Annotated in this window: 22 protein-coding genes; 3 read left to right on the top strand and 19 right to left on the bottom strand. The window is 70.0% G+C overall.

The features are described 5' to 3' along the window. Nucleotides 1–74: 74 nt before the first annotated feature. From terL to DPR14_RS21325, 15 genes are all read right to left on the bottom strand, one after another. Entirely contained in the window at nucleotides 75–1,586 is a 1,512-nt protein-coding gene (terL, locus tag DPR14_RS21255) for a phage terminase large subunit (RefSeq protein WP_158046925.1), read from the bottom strand. A gap of 6 nt (nucleotides 1,587–1,592) precedes the next feature. Then, nucleotides 1,593–1,913, bottom strand: a complete 321-nt coding sequence (locus tag DPR14_RS21260; RefSeq protein ID WP_192499077.1) for a hypothetical protein — start codon at nucleotides 1,911–1,913, stop codon at nucleotides 1,593–1,595. Between the two features lie 37 nt (nucleotides 1,914–1,950). Next, a complete protein-coding gene (locus tag DPR14_RS21265; protein WP_158046927.1) occupies nucleotides 1,951–3,981 on the bottom strand; it encodes a glycosyl hydrolase family 28-related protein in 2,031 nt (676 codons plus the stop codon). A 151-nt stretch (nucleotides 3,982–4,132) separates the two neighbouring features. Next, nucleotides 4,133–4,741, bottom strand: coding sequence for a hypothetical protein (locus DPR14_RS21270; RefSeq protein WP_158046928.1), 609 nt, complete (start codon nucleotides 4,739–4,741; stop codon nucleotides 4,133–4,135). After that, nucleotides 4,741–6,654, bottom strand: a complete 1,914-nt coding sequence (locus DPR14_RS21275) for a phage tail protein (RefSeq protein ID WP_158046929.1) — start codon at nucleotides 6,652–6,654, stop codon at nucleotides 4,741–4,743. The genes DPR14_RS21270 and DPR14_RS21275 overlap by 1 nt, the downstream gene beginning before the upstream one ends. Then, on the bottom strand, nucleotides 6,651–7,223 hold the full coding sequence (locus DPR14_RS21280; RefSeq protein ID WP_158046930.1) for a phage connector family protein: 573 nt from the start codon (nucleotides 7,221–7,223) through the stop codon (nucleotides 6,651–6,653). The genes DPR14_RS21275 and DPR14_RS21280 overlap by 4 nt, the downstream gene beginning before the upstream one ends. Before the next feature lie 30 nt (nucleotides 7,224–7,253). After that, the gene (locus DPR14_RS21285) at nucleotides 7,254–7,523 is read right to left on the bottom strand and encodes a hypothetical protein (protein WP_158046931.1); all 270 of its coding nucleotides are present in this window, start codon (nucleotides 7,521–7,523) and stop codon (nucleotides 7,254–7,256) included. Between the two features lie 29 nt (nucleotides 7,524–7,552). Continuing rightward, entirely contained in the window at nucleotides 7,553–8,371 is an 819-nt protein-coding gene (locus tag DPR14_RS21290; RefSeq protein ID WP_158046932.1) for a phage capsid protein, read from the bottom strand. Between the two features lie 196 nt (nucleotides 8,372–8,567). Further along, a complete protein-coding gene (locus DPR14_RS21295) occupies nucleotides 8,568–8,924 on the bottom strand; it encodes a HigA family addiction module antitoxin (protein ID WP_158046933.1) in 357 nt (118 codons plus the stop codon). A gap of 24 nt (nucleotides 8,925–8,948) precedes the next feature. Further along, complete coding sequence (locus tag DPR14_RS21300) at nucleotides 8,949–9,230, bottom strand: type II toxin-antitoxin system RelE/ParE family toxin (protein ID WP_158046934.1); 282 nt, start codon at nucleotides 9,228–9,230, stop codon at nucleotides 8,949–8,951. Nucleotides 9,231–9,347: 117 nt separating this feature from the next. Beyond that, entirely contained in the window at nucleotides 9,348–9,959 is a 612-nt protein-coding gene (locus tag DPR14_RS21305) for a capsid assembly protein (protein WP_158046935.1), read from the bottom strand. Between the two features lie 45 nt (nucleotides 9,960–10,004). Further along, nucleotides 10,005–11,456, bottom strand: a complete 1,452-nt coding sequence (locus tag DPR14_RS21310) for a portal protein (protein WP_158046936.1) — start codon at nucleotides 11,454–11,456, stop codon at nucleotides 10,005–10,007. Between the two features lie 4 nt (nucleotides 11,457–11,460). Continuing rightward, a complete protein-coding gene (locus tag DPR14_RS21315) occupies nucleotides 11,461–11,865 on the bottom strand; it encodes a hypothetical protein (RefSeq protein ID WP_158046937.1) in 405 nt (134 codons plus the stop codon). A gap of 24 nt (nucleotides 11,866–11,889) precedes the next feature. Beyond that, nucleotides 11,890–12,327: a hypothetical protein gene (locus DPR14_RS21320; protein ID WP_246148425.1), complete on the bottom strand. Its 438-nt coding sequence runs from the start codon at nucleotides 12,325–12,327 to the stop codon at nucleotides 11,890–11,892. Between the two features lie 8 nt (nucleotides 12,328–12,335). Then, on the bottom strand, nucleotides 12,336–12,773 hold the full coding sequence (locus DPR14_RS21325; protein ID WP_246148428.1) for a hypothetical protein: 438 nt from the start codon (nucleotides 12,771–12,773) through the stop codon (nucleotides 12,336–12,338). A gap of 159 nt (nucleotides 12,774–12,932) precedes the next feature. Between DPR14_RS21325 and DPR14_RS21330 the strand changes: the two genes are divergently transcribed. Beyond that, nucleotides 12,933–13,565: a S24 family peptidase gene (locus DPR14_RS21330; RefSeq protein WP_158046939.1), complete on the top strand. Its 633-nt coding sequence runs from the start codon at nucleotides 12,933–12,935 to the stop codon at nucleotides 13,563–13,565. A 72-nt stretch (nucleotides 13,566–13,637) separates the two neighbouring features. Then, complete coding sequence (locus DPR14_RS21335) at nucleotides 13,638–13,973, top strand: hypothetical protein (protein WP_158046940.1); 336 nt, start codon at nucleotides 13,638–13,640, stop codon at nucleotides 13,971–13,973. Here DPR14_RS21335 and DPR14_RS21340 read toward each other — a convergent pair. Further along, nucleotides 13,946–14,233, bottom strand: a complete 288-nt coding sequence (locus DPR14_RS21340) for a DUF2312 domain-containing protein (RefSeq protein ID WP_158046941.1) — start codon at nucleotides 14,231–14,233, stop codon at nucleotides 13,946–13,948. The genes DPR14_RS21335 and DPR14_RS21340 overlap by 28 nt on opposite strands. Nucleotides 14,234–14,616: 383 nt before the next feature. Then, nucleotides 14,617–14,928, bottom strand: coding sequence for a DUF1244 domain-containing protein (locus DPR14_RS21345; protein WP_158046942.1), 312 nt, complete (start codon nucleotides 14,926–14,928; stop codon nucleotides 14,617–14,619). A 428-nt stretch (nucleotides 14,929–15,356) separates the two neighbouring features. On the opposite strand from DPR14_RS21345, the gene DPR14_RS21350 reads away from it, so the two are divergent. Next, nucleotides 15,357–15,584, top strand: coding sequence for a terminase small subunit (locus DPR14_RS21350; protein ID WP_158046943.1), 228 nt, complete (start codon nucleotides 15,357–15,359; stop codon nucleotides 15,582–15,584). Nucleotides 15,585–15,647: 63 nt separating this feature from the next. On the opposite strand, the gene DPR14_RS21355 is transcribed toward DPR14_RS21350, so the two are convergent. Beyond that, a complete protein-coding gene (locus DPR14_RS21355; RefSeq protein WP_158046944.1) occupies nucleotides 15,648–16,802 on the bottom strand; it encodes a carboxylate-amine ligase in 1,155 nt (384 codons plus the stop codon). Between the two features lie 5 nt (nucleotides 16,803–16,807). Continuing rightward, the gene (locus tag DPR14_RS21360) at nucleotides 16,808–17,629 is read right to left on the bottom strand and encodes an N-formylglutamate amidohydrolase (RefSeq protein ID WP_158046945.1); all 822 of its coding nucleotides are present in this window, start codon (nucleotides 17,627–17,629) and stop codon (nucleotides 16,808–16,810) included. Nucleotides 17,630–17,749 lie beyond the last annotated feature (120 nt).

Below are 17,749 nucleotides of genomic sequence, written 5' to 3' on the forward strand. Positions count from 1 at the left end.
TTGGTTTTCTCCTGATCAGGACGAAAAAAGGCCGCCCCGAATGGGCGGCCCGGTCATTCCCGCCAGCGGGAAGGTCACACTTTGAAATCGGTCACCGCCCGACCCGCCGGACTACCGCGCCAGTCGGCGTTCCGGCCGGGTCTCGCGACCGCGCCGAAGCGGACCGGCTCGTTCGACAGGCATCCGGCGACGGCATCCAGGCCGTCGTCATGGCCCTTGTGCCGGCCGCCGGGGCGCCACTCGCGCATTTCCCGCACGAAGGGCGTGTCCCAGACGCTGCGGTGGGCATGCAGCGCGCCGGCGGCCAGCACGGCGTCGAACGCTTCCAGGATGCGGCGGTCCTTCGGGACGCTGGAGTTTTTCTCCACGACGGAGGCCGCGACGCCGTACCGCGCCAGCTCCCGCCGCAGGATGCCGGGCAGGAACTTGCCCACGCCGTTGGTCTCCAGCATGACCGACGGCAGGTGGAGGTCGCGCAGGAACTCCGCCACCTGCCGGCACTGCTGCGCCGCCTCGTGGTCGCCGCCGTCCGGCACTGCCGTCAGGTAGCGGATCCTGTGCAGCCAGTAGCCGCCGTCGGCATCGGAGAAGACGGCGGCCACGACGCTGCCGTCCCCCGCCCTGCCCTCCCGCGCGGCGCCGTCCGGCGCCGCCGCCCCGTAGGCCGGGTCCCACCAGCAGCTGGCCGAGACCATGCGCCGGTCGCCCAGCATCAGCACCGGAACGCCGCGAGCCTCGCGGTAGTCCAGCTCCGCCTCGTAAGGCAGCATGAGGTCCGGGTCGAGCCGTCCGTCGGCGATGCTGACCGGCTTCAGCATCATCTGGCTCTCGAACTTGTTCGGCCCGGTCGCCCGGCGGATGCGCTCGATCGCCTCGTTCGAAAAGCGGGTTGGCCAGGCGCTCCTGCCTTCGGCGTCCCGGATCGGGATGAGAAGCCGCTGGAAACCGTCGAGGAAGGGGACGCCCTCGCCGATCTCCCGGCGCGGCTCGTCGGCATAGATGGTGTAGTAGCTGTGCGGCGTGCCGACATAGAGCTGCATGCCGCCGGGCACCAGGATATAGTCGATCTCGCCCAGCCGCTCGCGCAGGTCCTCCCGTTTCGGCGCGGTGTCGCAAGTGCGCGGGACCTCCACGTCGTCGCAGATCACCACGTCGGCCCGGCTGCCGGTCAGGTTCGCGCCGATCCCGAGGGCCAGCATGCTGGGATCGCGCAGCTCCATCGGCCGCCTGACGGTGAACTGGTCGCTGGCCCACTGGTCGGCCCGCTCGGGCTTGAGACCCTGGGTCTGGGGGTGGCGCTCGACGATCCGCTTGACGGTGCGGACCATCTTCTTCGCCAGCGCCAGGTCGGCCGCCAGCACCATGATCCGCAGGGACGGGTCCGTCTTCAGCAGCCAGGCCGCGAACAGCCCGACCACGGTCGATTTCCCGCTGTTGCGGAACGCCATCAGGAGGAGCCGGCGGTCTCCCCCGTACCAGCCCGTGGTCAGCCATTCGGCGATGCGCATGTGGTGGTCGGGCGACGGCAGGTCCTGGAACGTGTTCCACACGATCAGGAAATCCCTGAAACTCTCGAACCTCTCCACCGCCGCTCAGTCCCCGTCCGGGGCATCCGTCCCGTCCAGCTCGGCGATCGTGCGCGCCGCCCGGGCATAGACCTCGGCGAACGGGTCGTCCGGGATTCCATTGTCCGGAGCGCCATCGTCCGGCCCCGCCTTCGGCAGCGTCGCCGTGACCAGCCGGTGGAGCTGGAACAGGGCCGTCAGGTGGCCGATCGCCGCCTTGCAGGCGCCTTGGAGGGCGGTGAACTCTTTCGGATCGTCGGGCGGCGGGACTTCGCAGATCTTCCCGTAGGCTTCGACGGCCCGCTTCACGGCCTTCGGCAGGACCATCGCCAGCAGGGTGGTCCGCATATCCTGTCCTTCATCGAGCATCGGGTTCCAGGTCCTTTCATGGATTGCGCGCCAGGATGTGCCAGGCGGCGCCGTTGGACATCGCGGTCACCGCATGGCCCTTCTCGACGAGAGCGATGGCCTCGCCGTCGGGTCCGCCGCCGCCCGCCTGGGTGACGGTCACGGCATTGCCGCTGACGTCGGATTTCTTGATCGTGACGGTGCGGCCGACCGCCAGGGTGGCGGACGGAGCCGGCAGCCGGACTTCGGTCGGCCCGCCATAGGCGCTGACCAGATAGAAGCTCCGCGCCAGGTCCGGCTCGAACAGGGCGCCGCCCTCGAAGAAGCCGGCGTTGCCCGGCACCGCGTGGGCCGCCGTGATCCACCACGCCGCCCCGTTGGAGACGACGGTGACGAAATCGTACCGGCTGCCGAGCGGGAACGGCCTGCCGTCCGGCCCCGACCCGGTGGCGTCCGTGACCGTGACGGCATTGCCGCTCAGGTCCATCTTCTTGACCGTCAGCGACCGCCCCTCGGCATCCAGCGGGGCCGGCAGGCGGAACTCGACGGCGCCGTTGAAGGCGCTGACCAGGTGGACCGAGCGCGTCATGTCGGGCAGCACCAGCCCGCCCGCGACCGGGTCGACGAAGCGGGTCTCGTACCGCATCGCCTCCACCGTCAGGTCGGTGACCTGGCTTTTCTTGAGCCTGTTCTTGGCGGGATAGCCCGCGTTGTAGGCCGTGAACTCGCCGCCCGACTGGTCCCAGATCGCCGGCCCGCCGCTCGCCGAGAACAGGTTGGTGACGGAGGTCTCCTTCGAGCCCGCCTCCAGGTACACGTTGGGGACGCCGCCGACCGATTCCGTATAGAGGTTGACCAGCAGGTTCTTGTCGGTGTCCGGCCCGATCCGGAAGCAGGAATGGGCCGTGGTCGACAGGTTCGCCTCGCAATCGACGAAGGCGTTGTTATACCGCCCGTGCTGGACATAGAAGCCCGAGCCGGCGCTGGGCACCGCCAGCGAATAGACGCGGACGCAGTGGAACTTGTTGGCGTTCGGCGTGTCGCCCTCCCCGGTGCGGACCAAGTGGACGCCGTGCAGCAGGTGGCGGACCACCAGCACCCGGGCGAAGTTGTTCCAGTAGCAGGGCCGGTCCGGGCTGTCGCCGCCGTCCAGCACGATGCCGGTCCCGGTGTCCCACACCGTCACGTCGTGGACGGCGTTCTGCACGCACGGCCCGTCGCGCCCGGTCAGCTTGATGCCGACGGTGCCCTGCTCGATCCGCAGATGATGCAGGCCGGCATAGCTGTCGGGCAGCAGGACGACCGGAAAGCCCTCGCCGTCCGCGCGCAGGATCGACCCCGAACCCGATCCGTGCAGCGTCTGCCCGTATCCCACCGGCAACGTCCCGGTCACCCGGTAGGTGCCGGGCGGCACGAAGACGGACGTGGCGGCGGTCAGCGCGGCCTGGATCGCCAGGGTGTCGTCGGCGATGCCGTCGCCGACGGCGCCATAATCGCGCACCGACGCCACGTCGGCCAGCTTGTCCCGGATCGAGCGCCGGACCGCGCCGGCCCCCGGCGCCACGAAGCTGCTCAGCGTGTCCGCATCCACCGCCGGCGTCACGGTCGGGTTGCCGCCGCCGTCGAACGCCAGCAGCCGGTTCGCCCGCACCGCCCGGCCGGGCAGCAGCGACGAGGCCGGGAGGTCGGTCGCGGCATAGCGCAGCGTCAGGAGCGCGTCGTCGGCCAGTTGCTGGACACAGGCGGTCAGGTAGTCGAACTCGTCGTTGAGCGACCGGGCCGGCAGCGCGCCGCTCTCCAGGAAATCGGTCACCCGCTCGTAGGGCAGCCGGCGCAGCAGGGTGACCTGGACGCCCTCGGCCGGCGCCGCGTCGAAGATGACGGTGCCGCCCGACGTGGCGCCGCCGCCGGTCACCGTGAAGCCGCCGGTCTGGAGGGCGGCGTCCAGATGGACCTCCAGGTCCTCCGACGCGAAGATCGGGAACGGATAGGCGAAGGCCCGCTGGGTCCCGTCGGCGATATAGTGCCGGCGCGGGGGAACCGCGCCGATCTTGATGTGTCCTGTCATGACGTGTCCACTTCCCGTCCAGCCCCTGTTGGTTCGCCGTAGGTCGGCCTCGGCCGAAGGCCGACGCCGACGGCGTGGCCGGAGCGTTGACGCAGGGTGTCGGCGTTCGCCCTGACGGGCGAAGGCCGACCTACGGCCCTTCTCACCGCCTTCAATAAGCGTTGCCGAACAGTTCGAGCCGCTGGCGCTCGGCCAGCTGCGACTGGTCCAGCAGGTTGCGCCGGCGGGTATCCTCGGACTCCTGGGACAGCGCCTGCCCGCGCAGCCGCTCGACCGCCGCGGCGTTCCGGCTGTCGCCGTCGGTCCGGCTGACCAGCCCCAGCAGCACCGCCTCGCCCGATCCGTCGGCGGTGCCGCCGCCCCGCGCTCCCAGGCCGGCCCGGGTGCGCCCGACCGCCCGGCGGAGCGCGTCCCGGCGGGCCGCCTCGTCGGCCGCGGCGCTGGCCTCGATCTGGGTGCGGCGGGTCTCGATGTCGGCCCGCTGCGCCTCGGCGGCGGCCGTCTGGTCCTGGAGGAGCTGCCGGGTCTGCAGGGCATGGGTCTCGCGCAGCACCTCCTCCGCGTGGCGTTTCTGGTCGGTCAGCGCCTGCTGCCGATTCGCCTCCTTCTGCTTCTCGAAGGCCAGTTCCTCGGCCCTCCGCTGCGCCTCGAGCTGCGCCGCCCTGCGGGCATCCGACGCGCTGGAGAAGCCGTTGACCACCCGCTGCGCGCTGGAGATCACCGGCAGGGCCTGCAAGGCCACGTTGGCAATGCCACCCATCAGTCGTTCACCTTCAATTCCATGGTTACGGAGAGCAGCGTGAAAGGCAGGGGAGCGTCCTGCTCGATCCGCCACAGCGGTCTGGTCTGGTCGCGCGCCCAGCCGAGCGAGCGCAGGCGGCGGTCGCCGCTGACCCGCTGCGGGGCCGTGTCGCCGAGCGCCGCGTCGCCCAGCCGGCGGAGCGGGAAGTCGGTCAGGCCGGCGCCGACATCGGCCCGCAGCGCCGCGGTGTCCTCCAGCTGGAAGACCACCTGGACCAGCCGGAGCGCCGGTCCCCGGCCGCCGCCCGTGGACAGCGGGCTGGGCGGCAGCGGCTCGACCACATGGGTGAAGGGAAGTCCCGCCTCCACCGTGCGGGCCGGCGGGTCCAGCGTTATAGCGCCGCCGGACACCGTCGCGTCCGGCCGAAGCACGCCGTCCGCCACCACCGCGACGGCCCGCCCCTCCAGATGGTCGAGCTCCGACCACACGGCGGCCGGTTCGTCGCTTTCGCCGTGCAGGCCGGCATCCAGGTGCAGCGCGTCGTCCAGCCGCTCGATGTTCCAGCGGGTCGAGAAGCCTTCCGGCCGCTGGACCAGCAGATGGACGTCGTCGCCGACGACGGCGACGGAATGGATCGTCCCGCCGGTGTCGATCCGGGTCCAGGCGGTGACCTGCTCGGCGCGGAACAGGGTCAAGGCTCCCAGCGTGCCGTCGGCCATGACGATCAGCATCAGCCGGCGTCCCTGGTCGTAGTCCTGGTCGACCGGTCGGGTCACGAGGTGCCGGGCCAGCAGCGCCAGGTCGGTCGCCTGGTAGGCCTGCTCGCTGTCGGCGAACAGGAACTCCCGGATCTCCCGACCGTTGCGCGACACGAACAGGGTCGCCCCGTCCACGTCGCGCGGCGGCACCGACCGGTCGGTCGGCGAGCCGATGCGGGTCTGGCGGTTGAGCTGGATGGTCTGGGGCGTCAGCGGCTCCCCCGTCACCATCCACTCCGCCCCCGAGGTGAAGACCTGCAGGTGCCGGCCCGAGAACACCGCCCGGATCGCGTTGATCTGGTCGGACAGGATGCCGAACTCGATCGCCTCGTCGTCCAGCCCGGTGCCCAGGTCGAAGTTCCAGATGTCGGCGGAGCGCGACAGCCACAGCCGGTTCGGCAGCTCGCGCGAGCCCCCGATCACCAGCCGGTCCTGGTGGAACGCGGCCGAGACCGGATATCCCCGCAGCGCCGAGAATGCCTGCTCGTCCCAGACCGCAGTGGCGGCGGTCCCGGTCAGCGTCTCGGCCACCAGGACCCGCACCTGCGTCTCCGACAGCACGTCCACGACGGTGACCTGACGGCCGGCCACCCGCAGCCTGACGCCCGCGTGCCCCGCCTGGAACACGGCGGCCGAGGCGGTCAGGACGACGGTCCCGGTGGTTCCGGCCGGCGTCAGGGTCACGCCGGCCGGCGCGAAGCGGTACCAGGGCTGGCGCACCGCCTCCCCTTCCGCCAGGAATTGCCACTCCTCCAGCGACCACGAGGACTCGCCGGTGCGCTTCAGCTTGCGCGGGGCGACGTCGGGATGGCAGACCAGCAGGGTGTCGCCGCTCTGGGTCCAGGTGATCTGGCCCAGCTGCGACACCGTCCAGGGCGCATCGACGGTCGCGACGACGGCGTCGCCGTGATGGACGTCGATCCGGTATTCGGAAAAGGCCAGCAGGTAGGTCTGCTCGGTGCTGAACTCGAACGCGACCAGCCGCCCCGGCCCCCGCGCCTCGGCCGAGAACGCCATGCCCGGCCGCCGGGTGATCCCGCCGGTCGGGTGGATCAGCAGGTTGCGCAGGGTCAGCGCCCCGTTGTCATAGGCCCGGAGGTCGCCGCGCCCCAGCAGCAGGCGGGAGATTTCGCCGCTGGTGAAGTTGGTCTTGAGGGTCCTGACCCGGGTCATCGGCCGCGCGCCTCGACCAGGGTGAAGTCCTCGAAGCCCGGCTGGCTGTCCTGCTGCACGTCGATCAGCCGGGCGCGCCGGAACTCCGCCTCCGCCAGCCGGGCCAGCGCCTCCGCCCGGCTGGTGTTCTCGGTCAGGGGCAGGCAGAACTCCGCCGCCAGCCGGGCGATCAGGGCTTGGTCGAAGAAGGGCGGGAAGGCCGCCTCCGCCGGGCGGCTGACATAGGTCAACGTGACCTGGTCGCTATCCGACTGGAGCGTGGTGCCGACGATCCTGTAGCCGATGCCCCGGCCGCGGCCGGGCGTCCCGGCGGACAGCGCCCGCAGGAAATCGACCGGCAGGGCATGGGCGAAGCCGTGGTCGCCGAGCGGCGCCTCGGCTAGCCGGGCCAGCGTCGCCTGGACCGTCGCGAAGCTCCAGGCGTTGGCCGAGAGCAGCGCGTCGCGGGTCGAGCCGTAGAGCGCGTCCGCGACTTCCGCCTCGGCGGTGCCGTCGGTGAAGCCGGTGATGGAAGCTGCCCCGATCTTGATCAGGGCCCTGCTGCACAGACCGATCGGGGTCAGCGCCATTGGGTGGTTCTCCTCTGGCAGGGGGCGGGATCAGTCGCTGTTGGAGGCACCGACCTGGGTCAGGTTGACGACATCGACGGTGCCGCCGCTGTTGGAGGCGACCAGCAGGATGCCGGCCTGGGGCGTCCCGTCGGCGTCGAGGTTGGCCATGATCATGTCGCCGACCCGCAGCATGTCGGAGGCCGCGTTGAAATAGCCGGCGGTATCGGCCTCCGCCGCGAGGTCGCCGGTGACGAAGTGCCAGAGCGTGAAGCCGTTGGCATAGGCGAGGACGCTGAGGTCCTTGGTCTTGAAGGCCATCTTCGGAACTCCTGGGGATGAGGGATCGATCAGCTCTCGAGGCAGCGCAGGGTGACGACGCCGGTGGTGTCGATCAGGCAGGCGCCCTGGCTCATCATGTTGTTGACGAAGTGCGAGGCGCGGTCGCCGTGCCAGGTCACGTCGGTGGTCACGTCGGCGCCGGCCGCGTGCCCGACCGCCGTCTTGTGGTACCAGTGGCAGAGCCGCACGTTTCCGTTCAGCGTCAGGCCGGAATGGGGGATCCACAGGGTGCCCAGCCAGCGCTTGGCCTGGGTGCCGCGCCACGGCAGCTCGTCCGGCCCGATATAGTCGGACTTGGCGAACTCCTCGATCGCCAGCAGCTGGCTCCACTGCTTCCAGCCGACCACCGCGTAGCGCTGGCCGTCGTCGGGAACGTCGGCCTGGCCCAGCGTCTCGAAGGCGGACAGCACCTTGGCCTTGGTCAGGCCGTCGGTGGCGAGGCCGGCATAGCTGACCGAGGTGTCCAGCTGGGCGATGATCAGGTCGTCGGTCTTGCGCCCCAGCGCATAGGCGCCGGCATTGGTGATGACCGAGCGCTCGTCGATGTTGGTCTTCAGCTCGTCCAGCTTGTCGACCCAGTCGCCGGCGTAATAGTCGGTCAGGATGCATTCGACCGGCGCGTGGTCGATGTTCATCACCGGGATCGTGCCGTGGCGCGCCTTGGGCGAGGCGACCCCCTTGCCGACCTTCTGGAAGATCGTCGAGGCGCCGCGGACGTCGCCCTTGCTGCGCACGGTGTTGCGCAGCTTGGAGCCCATCCGCTGGAAGCTCTCATGGACCTCGCGTTCGAATTGCTTGACGAAGGCCCTGTCGATGGTGCTGGACATGAATGCGCGACCCTTTCTGGAAGGCCCGCCGTGACGCGGGCAAAGAAAAAGGCCGGACCGCGGGGTGCGGTCCGGCCTGGTGGACGGAGTTCTGGTGTTGACGAGGAGAGTATTAGGTTTTTATTCCTTTGTGGTCAAGCCCTTTTTCATCGCTCCGCGAATTTTCCCCCGAAGGTCCGGTTCAGGCGGCCCCCGGTCAGGCGGCCCGGAACGGCACGACCTCGGCCACGACCCTGTCGCCGACTTCCCGGCGGGCTATTTCCAAATCATACCGGGCCTGGAGATTGATCCACATCTGCGCGGAGGTGCCGAAATACCGGCCGAGCCTGAGCGCGGTATCCCCGGTGATGCCGCGCTTTCCGGTGACGATGGCGTGAATGCGCGTTGCCGGCACACCCACGTCTTTCGCCAGTTTGTAAGCCGAAATGCAAAGCGGGCCGAGAAACTCCTCCGACAGGATCTCACCGGGGTGAACGGGCAGCAGCATCTCCCCTGTCGCGACGTCGGCAAAATCGATCCGCCCCGCGTCGATATCCTCACGTGTGATGACCATACCGTCCTCCCGTCATTCTCCGGTTCAATGGTAGTCGACGATCTCCACCTCGAAAGCATCGCCATCCTTCCAGACGAAGCAGATGCGCCACTGGCCGTTGACCCTGATGCTGTATTGGCCTTGGCGGTCTCCGCGCAAGGCTTCCAGGCGATTGCCGGGAGGGACACGCAGGTCCTCCACGGTCACGGCGGTATCGATCAATACGAGCTTCACCAGCGCACGGCGCTGGATGTCGGCCGGCATCCCTTTCAGGAAGTGGCCTTGGAACAGGGCGGCGGTGCCTTTGTCTGCGAAGGTCTTGATCACGCGATAGTTATGCGCCGCGTAAATAGCCACGTCAACCGTACATATATACGCTGCGCGTAATGCCATGAACCCGATGCGCCCCGGAGCGCCCCCGAAGGAGCGCCCCGGGCGCCCGGCCTATTCGCGGTCGGGATACATCCGGCGGAAGCCCTCCGTCACCTTGGCGAGCAGCGCCGGGTCGCGGTCGCGCCAGTAGCGCGGGTCGCGCATCATCTTGTGAAGGTCGGCCTCGCCGCCCGCCGGCTGGGTCTCGCTCGCGGCGCGGAGCGCCGCCGGTTCCGACGCGGTCATCATGCGGTGAAGGGCGATCACCCCGTCATAGCTGGTGGTCAGTCCATCCAGTGCCGACGCGGGCAGGTTCTTCTTGGCCCAGGCCAGGAGCTGGCGGGAGATCTCGCGCCACGCCTCCTCGCCGCCGAAATGGCTGACCAGCCGCATCACCTCGCGTTCCGCCTCGAACTCGAAGGCGATCTGCCGGATCATCGGCACCAGCCGCTCGGCCGCCAGGTCGTACAGCAGCTGCGCCTGCTCGGGCGTGAAGCCGGCGGTGTGGAGCCGCCGGTTCAGGTCCGGGTCGGCCTCGAACAGCCCGTGGTCGCACCGGATGCAATAGCCGTCCGGCGCGTCCGGCACGCCCAGCATCCGCATCAGCGCCGCGCGGTCGGCAACGCCGGCGCCGGGCGAAGCCGGGTCGGAAGCCGCGGGATCGATCAGCAGGGACTCACTCATGACTCACACTCCTCAGGATGAAACGAAGGGAAGGAAGAAGGGAATTCACTCCGCCGCGGGCGCCGCCCGGACCAGCTCCCCCGGCACGCCGAACGAGCGGCCGAGCCAGCGGGCCGCGGCGGCATGGTCGACCGCCGCCTCGGCGTCCTTGCCGAGGCCGCCGGCCACCTCCAGCCAGCGCAGAGTCGCCTGGACGTCGCGCTGGGCCTGCGCCTGGGCCAGCGGCGAGCGGTACTGGAACTCGACCGTCCTGCCGTCCACGGCGACGTCGGGGATCTCGCCGCGCCGGCGCAGGATGGCGACGGCCCGCATCATCAGCGGCGTCAGCAGCTCGGACTGAAGCCGGCCATAGGTGGCGCCCAGCAGGCGCGACATCTCGGCCGACCGCTCCAGCACCTCGGTCGCGGTCATCCGGCCGTCCGACACCTGCCCCAGCCGGTCCACCAGCAGGGCGTGGCGGATGCGCCGCCGCAGGTCGTCGAGGACCAGCTGCGACACGTCGAACCGGCCGGGCGTCGCCAGCGGCGTCAGCCCCGCCGACCCGACCGCCTTGGGGATGATGGTGCCCGGCACCAGCCGGATCGTGCCGGGGTTCAGCACGCCGTCGTCGTCGGCCTGCCAGATGCCGGTGACCGCGATGGAGGCGTTCTTCAGCACCAGCTCGACCACCTTGTTGGCGGTCTTGATGTCGGGCAGAGCCTTCATCACCGGCGACCGGCCATAGGTCTCGCCCGGCGCCTTCAGCCAGCGGAAATTGATGAAGGGGGAGCGGGCGAACCGCCCCTCGGCCAGGACGGCCGCCTCCGCCAGCCCGCTGTCCAGGATCACGCTGTAGCGGTAGGCCGGCCCGTCCTTCAGGACCGCCTCGACCACCGGGAACCGGACCTGGGGATCGCGGGCGGCCTCCCGCTCCAGCGCGTCCGGGATGGCGGCGTCGGGAAACCGCAGCCGGAGCTGCGCCAATGTCAGCTCGCTGCGCCGGAAGGTGCCGTCCAGCCGTCCGTCCGCCCCCTCCTCCAGCACCGCCTCGGCCAGCGGCACCGCGGTGAAGCGGAAGCCGGAATAATCGCCCGGCGCCGCCTCCTCGAACAGCAGGCAGGCGGTCCCCGCGGTCACCAGGTCCAGGTAGCACTGGTGCATCTCGACCGCGAAGTTCGATCGGTCGAAATGCGATTGCAGCGTGATCGCCGCCTTCTCCAGCACGGGTGCGGCGGCATCCCGCTCGGCATCGTCCAGGTCCGGCCCGGGCGCCAGGCCGAACCAGCGCGACCAGGGCGGCGTCAGCTGGGCCAGCAGGCTGGCGGCGAGCTGTTCGACCGCATCGGCCGCGGTGCCGTCGAACAGCCGGTCGGACTTGCGCTCGCCCGGGCTTCCCCCCGGTCCGAACCCGCCGCCATGGGGCAGGGCGTGGTCGTAGCATTCCTGCCAATGGGCTTCCCAGACGCTCCGCCTGGACTTGGCCGCGCTGAAGCGCTGGAGCAGCGCCGGGGCGTCCATCGCCCTACTCCCCCAGCAGGCGCTTGCGCGCCGGCGCGGCGCCGGTGCCGGCCTGCTGGAGGACGCCGCGCCACGAGGTCAGCACCGTGCCGGTCAGGCTGCGGTCGCGCCGGGCCAGCGCCTTCTCCGCGGCGGCCAGCGCATCGGCCTGCTCCTGCGTGGGCACGGGCGTGACCGGCGCGGGAGCCGGCGCCACGGGCTCGGCCGGCACCGGCCTGGTGGCGGGCTCCTTCTCGACCGGCACCGCCGGGGCGGGATCGGGCCTGGGCACGGGCGGCGCGGGAACGGGCGGCGCGGTCGCCTCCGGCACGGCCGGCGCCGGGGTGACGGTCACCGTCGGGGATGGGGCGGCCGGGGACGTCGTGGTCACGACGGACGGCACCTTGGGCGGCGAGAACATCTTGGCCATGGGGATCAGGCTCCTTCGGAAAGTTCAGGAAAAGGCCGGCGAACCGGCTTCGGCGGACGCGCACCCGACCGGCAAGGCCGGATCCAGCAGCCGCCGATAGAGCTGCCAGGGCGTCAGCACCCAGGGGTCGTGCAGCCCCAGCACCCGCTTGGCCGCCTCGACGCAGGTGAACGGCCCCCACGGGGCCGGCCGGTCCAGGTCGCGCCGGACCGGGGCCGCCACCACGGCGTGTCCGCGCTCGGCGAACCAGCCGACCAGGTCGAAGCCGGCGGCGACCGGCTGGACCGCGATCTCCAGGTGCGGCGACAGCGGGTCCACGGTGATCCAGTGAGTGCCGTCGTTCAGGGCCACGAAGCAGTGGCGAAAGCCCGGCCGCAGCAGCCGGAGCCACCACAGGTCGGCATCGCCGCAGAACACCACCCAGGCCCGCGGCTCGGCGCGGGGCGGGGCGGCGGGCGCCACGGTGCCGCTCATCCCGCGAGCCGGGCGTCGGCGACGATGCCCTTCTCGCGCAGCACCGGGTCCAGGAAGGCCAGCGCCTCCCGCCACAGGCCGGACGCCCGCACCTCCAGCCGGCGCTCCGGATCGGGAGCCATCAGGCGGCGGCCGTAATGCACCAGCACATGCAGGTGGTCGCGGATCAGCTTGCGCTGGCGGTACAGCCGGTCGACCACGCGGAGCATGTCGAGCGGCTCGCAGGGGCGCGGCACCATGCCGCGGCCGGCGACGATGCGGGCTCCGGACGAACGGGCGTCCTGGGCCTGGACGAACCAGAACCAGGCTTCCTCGGTGCTGTCGAACGGTACCGTGAAGTCGCCGGGATCCCGCCCGGGGCGCGGAGATCCGGGATTTCCGGCGGCGAGAGGCGGGGGGAACCGGCAGGATGACGGGGGCGGGTGGCCGGGCAAGGCGGCACCTCCTATACGGACTGGATTGCGGGGAAGGGCATCTTCCGGCGGGAAGAACCCCCTTGATGTTCCCCTTATGTTCCGCTTTAATTCCTACGTCAAGCTTTTTATGAAAACGTTCCTAGGGACATGAGGATCAGAATATGTGAAATTGTTCCCATGCTTAAACATGCAGACATTTGGCAGGCGATCGATCGCCTCGCGGCCCAGAACGGGCTGTCGGCCTCCGGCCTCGCGCGGCGGGCCGGGCTGGACCCGACGACGTTCAACAAGAGCAAGCGGACCACGACCGAGGGGAAGCTGCGCTGGCCGTCGACCGAGAGCATCTCGAAGGTGCTGGAGGCGACCGCCAGCTCGTTCAGCGACTTCGTCAGCCTGGTCGACAACGAGCAGATCACCGGCGCCACCCAGCGCATCCCGGTGATCGGCTATGCCCAGGCGGGCGCCCAGGGCTTCTTCGACGACGCGGGATACCCCGTCGGCAGCGGCTGGGACGAGTTGCAGTTCCCGCACGTGGGCGATCCCCAGGCCTATGCGCTGGAGATCACCGGCGACAGCATGGAGCCGGTCTACCGCGACGGCGACATCATCATCGTCTCGCCCTCGGCCAGCCTGCGGCGCGGCGACCGGGTCGTGGTCAAGACCACCGGCGGCGAGGTGATGGCCAAGCAACTCCTGCGCTCGACCGCGAACCGGATCGAGCTCCAGTCGATCAACCCGGCCCACCCGCTGCGCACGCTCAACCCGACCGAGATCACCTGGATGGCGCGGATCGTCTGGGCGAGCCAGTAGGCCGCCGGGCAGCAGGTTAGGATCGGAATAAATTCCTTTGACTGCGGGGTGGGTTTGTGGTCACATCGCCCCATGATGGACGATTCGCACCCCCACAACGCCGATGCGACGACGCTTCTGGCCGACCTGTACCGGGACTTCGCCGGCCCGCCGCCGCGCGCAGTCCTGTCGGCGGCACTGCTCGGCGGCCGCCACCCCCGTGACGCCGGGCGTATCGCGGCGGCCGGGCGCCTGGCCTCCCGCCTCGCCGCCGATGCCCGACTCGGGATCGCCCGCCGCCGGGCCGCCTGCGGGCGCATTCCCCGGCACGATCCCCGAACCGATCCGTGGCTCGCCCGCCTCGTCGCCGACCTAGCGCTTCACCGGGCGAGCGCGGTCGCTCACTCCATGCCGAGCGCCATCTTGTAGAGCTCGATCAGCTCCTCTTCCTCCTGACGCTCCTCCTTGGCCTTCTTGCGGAGCCGGATGATCGTCCGGATGATCTTCACGTCGAAGCCGGTGCCCTTGGCCTCCAGATAGACATCCTTGATGTCGTCCGAGATGCCCTTCTTCTCCTCCTCGAGTCGCTCGATGCGCTCCACGAACGAGCGCAGGCGATCGGCGGCGATACCGCCGACATCGTTCGCCGGCCCGGCATCGGCCCGCGCCGCAACTGAAGTGTCCGTCATGAATTCCTCGTCACCAGAAACGACCTGTCGGAGGCACCATAGCCAATCCGGCCGCCAAGGGCACCCCCGGCGACGCCCCGCCCCGAGAATCTTGTCCCCCGCCCCCTTCAGGGGGAGAATGCCGTAGGTCGGACTTCGCCCGCCAGGGCGAACTCCGACGCTCTGCATCGACGCTCCGCCCCCCCCTCTGTCGGCGTCGGCCTTCGGCCGAGGCCGACCTACGGAAAACCGGTCGAAAGCACTGTCCTGCGGCCCGGCCGGGACAACCGGACCGATGCGTTGGGCGGCTGTATGGACCAGACCGGGTCACCCTGTTCGGAAACCGCTCCAGGATGAAGAGGGGGCGGTTCCTCAACAGTCTCTCAACTCCGAGGCGCCGCCCCTCAGTGGTCCGAGCGGGCCTGCGCGGCGGCGAAGGCTTGCTGCTGCTCGGCGGAAGCCTCGGCCTGATGCTTGCTCTTCCACTCCTCGTACGGCATGCCGTAGATGATCTCCCGTGCATCGTCGTAGCTCATCTCCAGCCCCTTGCCCTCGGCGGCGGCCCGATACCATTTGGACAGGCAATTCCGGCAGAACCCCGTCAGGTTCATCATGTCGATATTCTGCACGTCGGTGCGGTTGCGCAGGTGCTCGACCAGCTGCCGGAAGGCCGCGGCCTCAAGCTCGGTGCGCGTGCGTTCGTCCAGTTCGGTCATCGTCGTCCACTCCCCAAAGCGCTTCCGACCAAGCGGAAGCCGTCGGCTTGACATGGCATCGCCCGCCGCCGGGCGCAACCGCCTCGTCGAGAGGTGTGTCGCCGAGCGGATCGGACGGCACGGTGGCGGACTCACCCCCTCAGGGGGAGGCTGTCCTCCCTGCCGACAGCATCACTCGGCGGGCGGCCATGGACCACGGCTGTCGGGCACGGTGATTGCTTGGTCATCGAAAGCCTATTCGTCAAAAGCCTATTCGTCGAAAGAATGTGGTCGGGCAGAGCGAAGCGGCACCCTTTCCTCTTCACGGGCGGGCTTGATCCGGTCATGACGAAAAGGGAGCGTTGCGGCCTGTACTTGATGCTTCTGTGCTCAAGGCGATTACCGTGCCGGACTGCCGCGGGTCCAGACCGCGTGCTCCTGGCGGTGGCATGACCACCTCTGCCGCGTCCTCTCCCGCCATCCACATCAGCTACGGGCAGGAGCTGTTCTGCCAGTCCATGGCCGCGGGTGCCGGCGCGGCGCAGGCGGTCCGCCGGGCGGGCTATTCGCCGATGGGAGCCGGGCAGCGCGGCCATTTCCTCATGGGCCGGCCGGAGATCCGCAGCCGCATCGACCAGATCCGCGCCCCTCCCCGGCCGCGCAGCCAGCCGGCATAGTGACCTTTGACGACCTTCCGCGCGGTCCGAACAGTGACCCCGCCCCCGATGCCCGCCCCGCACTCACGCCAGCGGCACAGGCTCCAGCCCGTGCAGGGTCTCCCCGATCAGCCAGTCCACCACCAGCTTCAGCGCGTCCTCCGCCGTGGCGCCGGCCGCCAGCGCCTCCTGGTAGACGGCGACCTGCCGGTGGGCGCTGGTGCCCCGGGCCACGATGCCGCGGGCGTTCTCGATCGCCTCCACGCAGCCCAGCGCCTCGGCGTCCTCGCGCAGCAGGCCGATCAGCTCGTCCAGCAGCTCCCCGTAGGGCACGATGCCGCCCCGGCCGAAATCGATCAGGCCGGCGTCGAAGCCGTAGCGTTGCGCCCGCCAGCGGTTCTCCTCCAGCAGCAGGTTGCGATAGCGCCGCCACGCGACGTTCCCACGCCGCAGCCGCCACAGCATGCGCAGCAGGCAGACATAGAAGGCGGCCACGGTCAGCGTGTCGTCCAGCCGGGTGCAGATGTCGCTGATCCGCATTTCCAGCGTCGGGAACCGGCCCGACGGGCGGATGTCCCACCACAGCTTGGTCGCGTCCTCGATCACCCCGGCATCGACCAGGGCGCCGACCTGCTGCTGGAACTCGCCGAAGCTCTGGTATTCCTCCGGCATGCCCGTGCGGGGCAGCTCGTTCCAGACCGCCAGCCGGTAGCTCTTCAGCCCGCTGTCCTGTCCCTGCCAAAAGGGCGAGGAGGTGGACAGCGCCAGCAGGTGGGGCAGGAAGTAGCGCACCTGGTTCATCAGGTCGATGCGCAGGTTCTCGTCCTCGATCCCGACATGGACATGCATGCCGCAGATCATCAGACGCCGCGCCGGCGCCCCGATGTCGCGGGCCAGCATGTTGTAGCGGTCGCGGTTGGTGTGCTTCTGCGGCAGCCACACCGCGAACGGGTGGGTCGAAGCCGCGATCGCCGCAAGCCCGTAGCGGTCGGCGACCTCGGCGACCGAACGGCGCAGCCAGACCAGTTCGGTACGCGCCTCCGACAGATCGGCGCAGACGCGGGTGCCGATCTCGATCTGGCAGCGCAGGAACTCGGGATGGACCTGCTCGGGCGCGACGGCGGCGCACGCCTCCAGCATGTCCTCGGGCGGTTCGGGCACGATATCGCGGGTCTGCCGGTCGACCAGCAGGTATTCCTCTTCGATGCCGAGCGTGAAGCTGGGGGCCGGTGCAGCCATGATCCTCAGAAATGCTGGATGCGATACAAGGTAGTGTCGGCCAGGACCTCGTCCAGGGCCTCGCCCAGGATGCCGGCCCATTCGGCCGCACCATGGCGGGTGTCGATCAGGTCCTGGCGGATCTCCACCAGCAGATGGGGCAGGCCCGGCATCACCGCATGGCGGTCGATGGTCGATCCCTCCGTGTCCTTGCCGGTATAGGGTTCGTTGTCGCCCACCACCAGGCGGGCGTCGACCCGAAGCCGTTCCATCACCGGCACCGGCATCCGGGGATCGCGGTCCCACAGGATGCCGATATGCCAGGGCCGCTCGATACCGTTCATCACGGGGGTGAAGCTGTGGATCGACACGACCGCCGGAACCTGCCCGCGCCCGCGCAGCCGGTCGATCTCGGCGGCCGCGGTCGAATGATAGGGCCAGAACAGTCCGTCCACCCGCTGCGCCGCGTCCGCCGGGTCCAGCGCCCGGTTGCCCGGCACCACCACGCCGTCGCTGATCACCGGGATCGAGGTCGGGTCGTCCAGGTCGCGGTTGAGGTCGATGATCAGGCGGGAATAGCCGGACAGCACGGCCGCCGCGTCCCAGCGCTCCACCAGCGCCCGGGTCACGTCGGCGGCACCGATGTCATAAGCGATGTGCCGGGACAGCGCCGTGTCGTCCAGCCCCAGCGTCCCCAGCGACGCGGGCATGGCGTTGGAGGCGTGGTCGCACAGCAGCAGGACCGGCGCGCGGCCTTCGCGGTTCAGGACCGTCACCGGCGGCGGATCGCCGGGACCGAGCAGCGGCGGCATCGCCGAGGGCTTGGGAGCCGTGGAGGAAGCAGACATGACCCTCACTATACCCGAATCGCCGCGCGGCGAAATGCCCCGCGACACTGAAATCCCGGAGCATGGCCGCCCTGACGAATTCCCCTCTTGCCACGGCGCCTCCGCCGGGTGTCCATGCGC

This window comes from Skermanella pratensis (assembly GCF_008843145.1).
Taxonomy (GTDB): Bacteria; Pseudomonadota; Alphaproteobacteria; order Azospirillales; family Azospirillaceae; genus Skermanella; species Skermanella pratensis.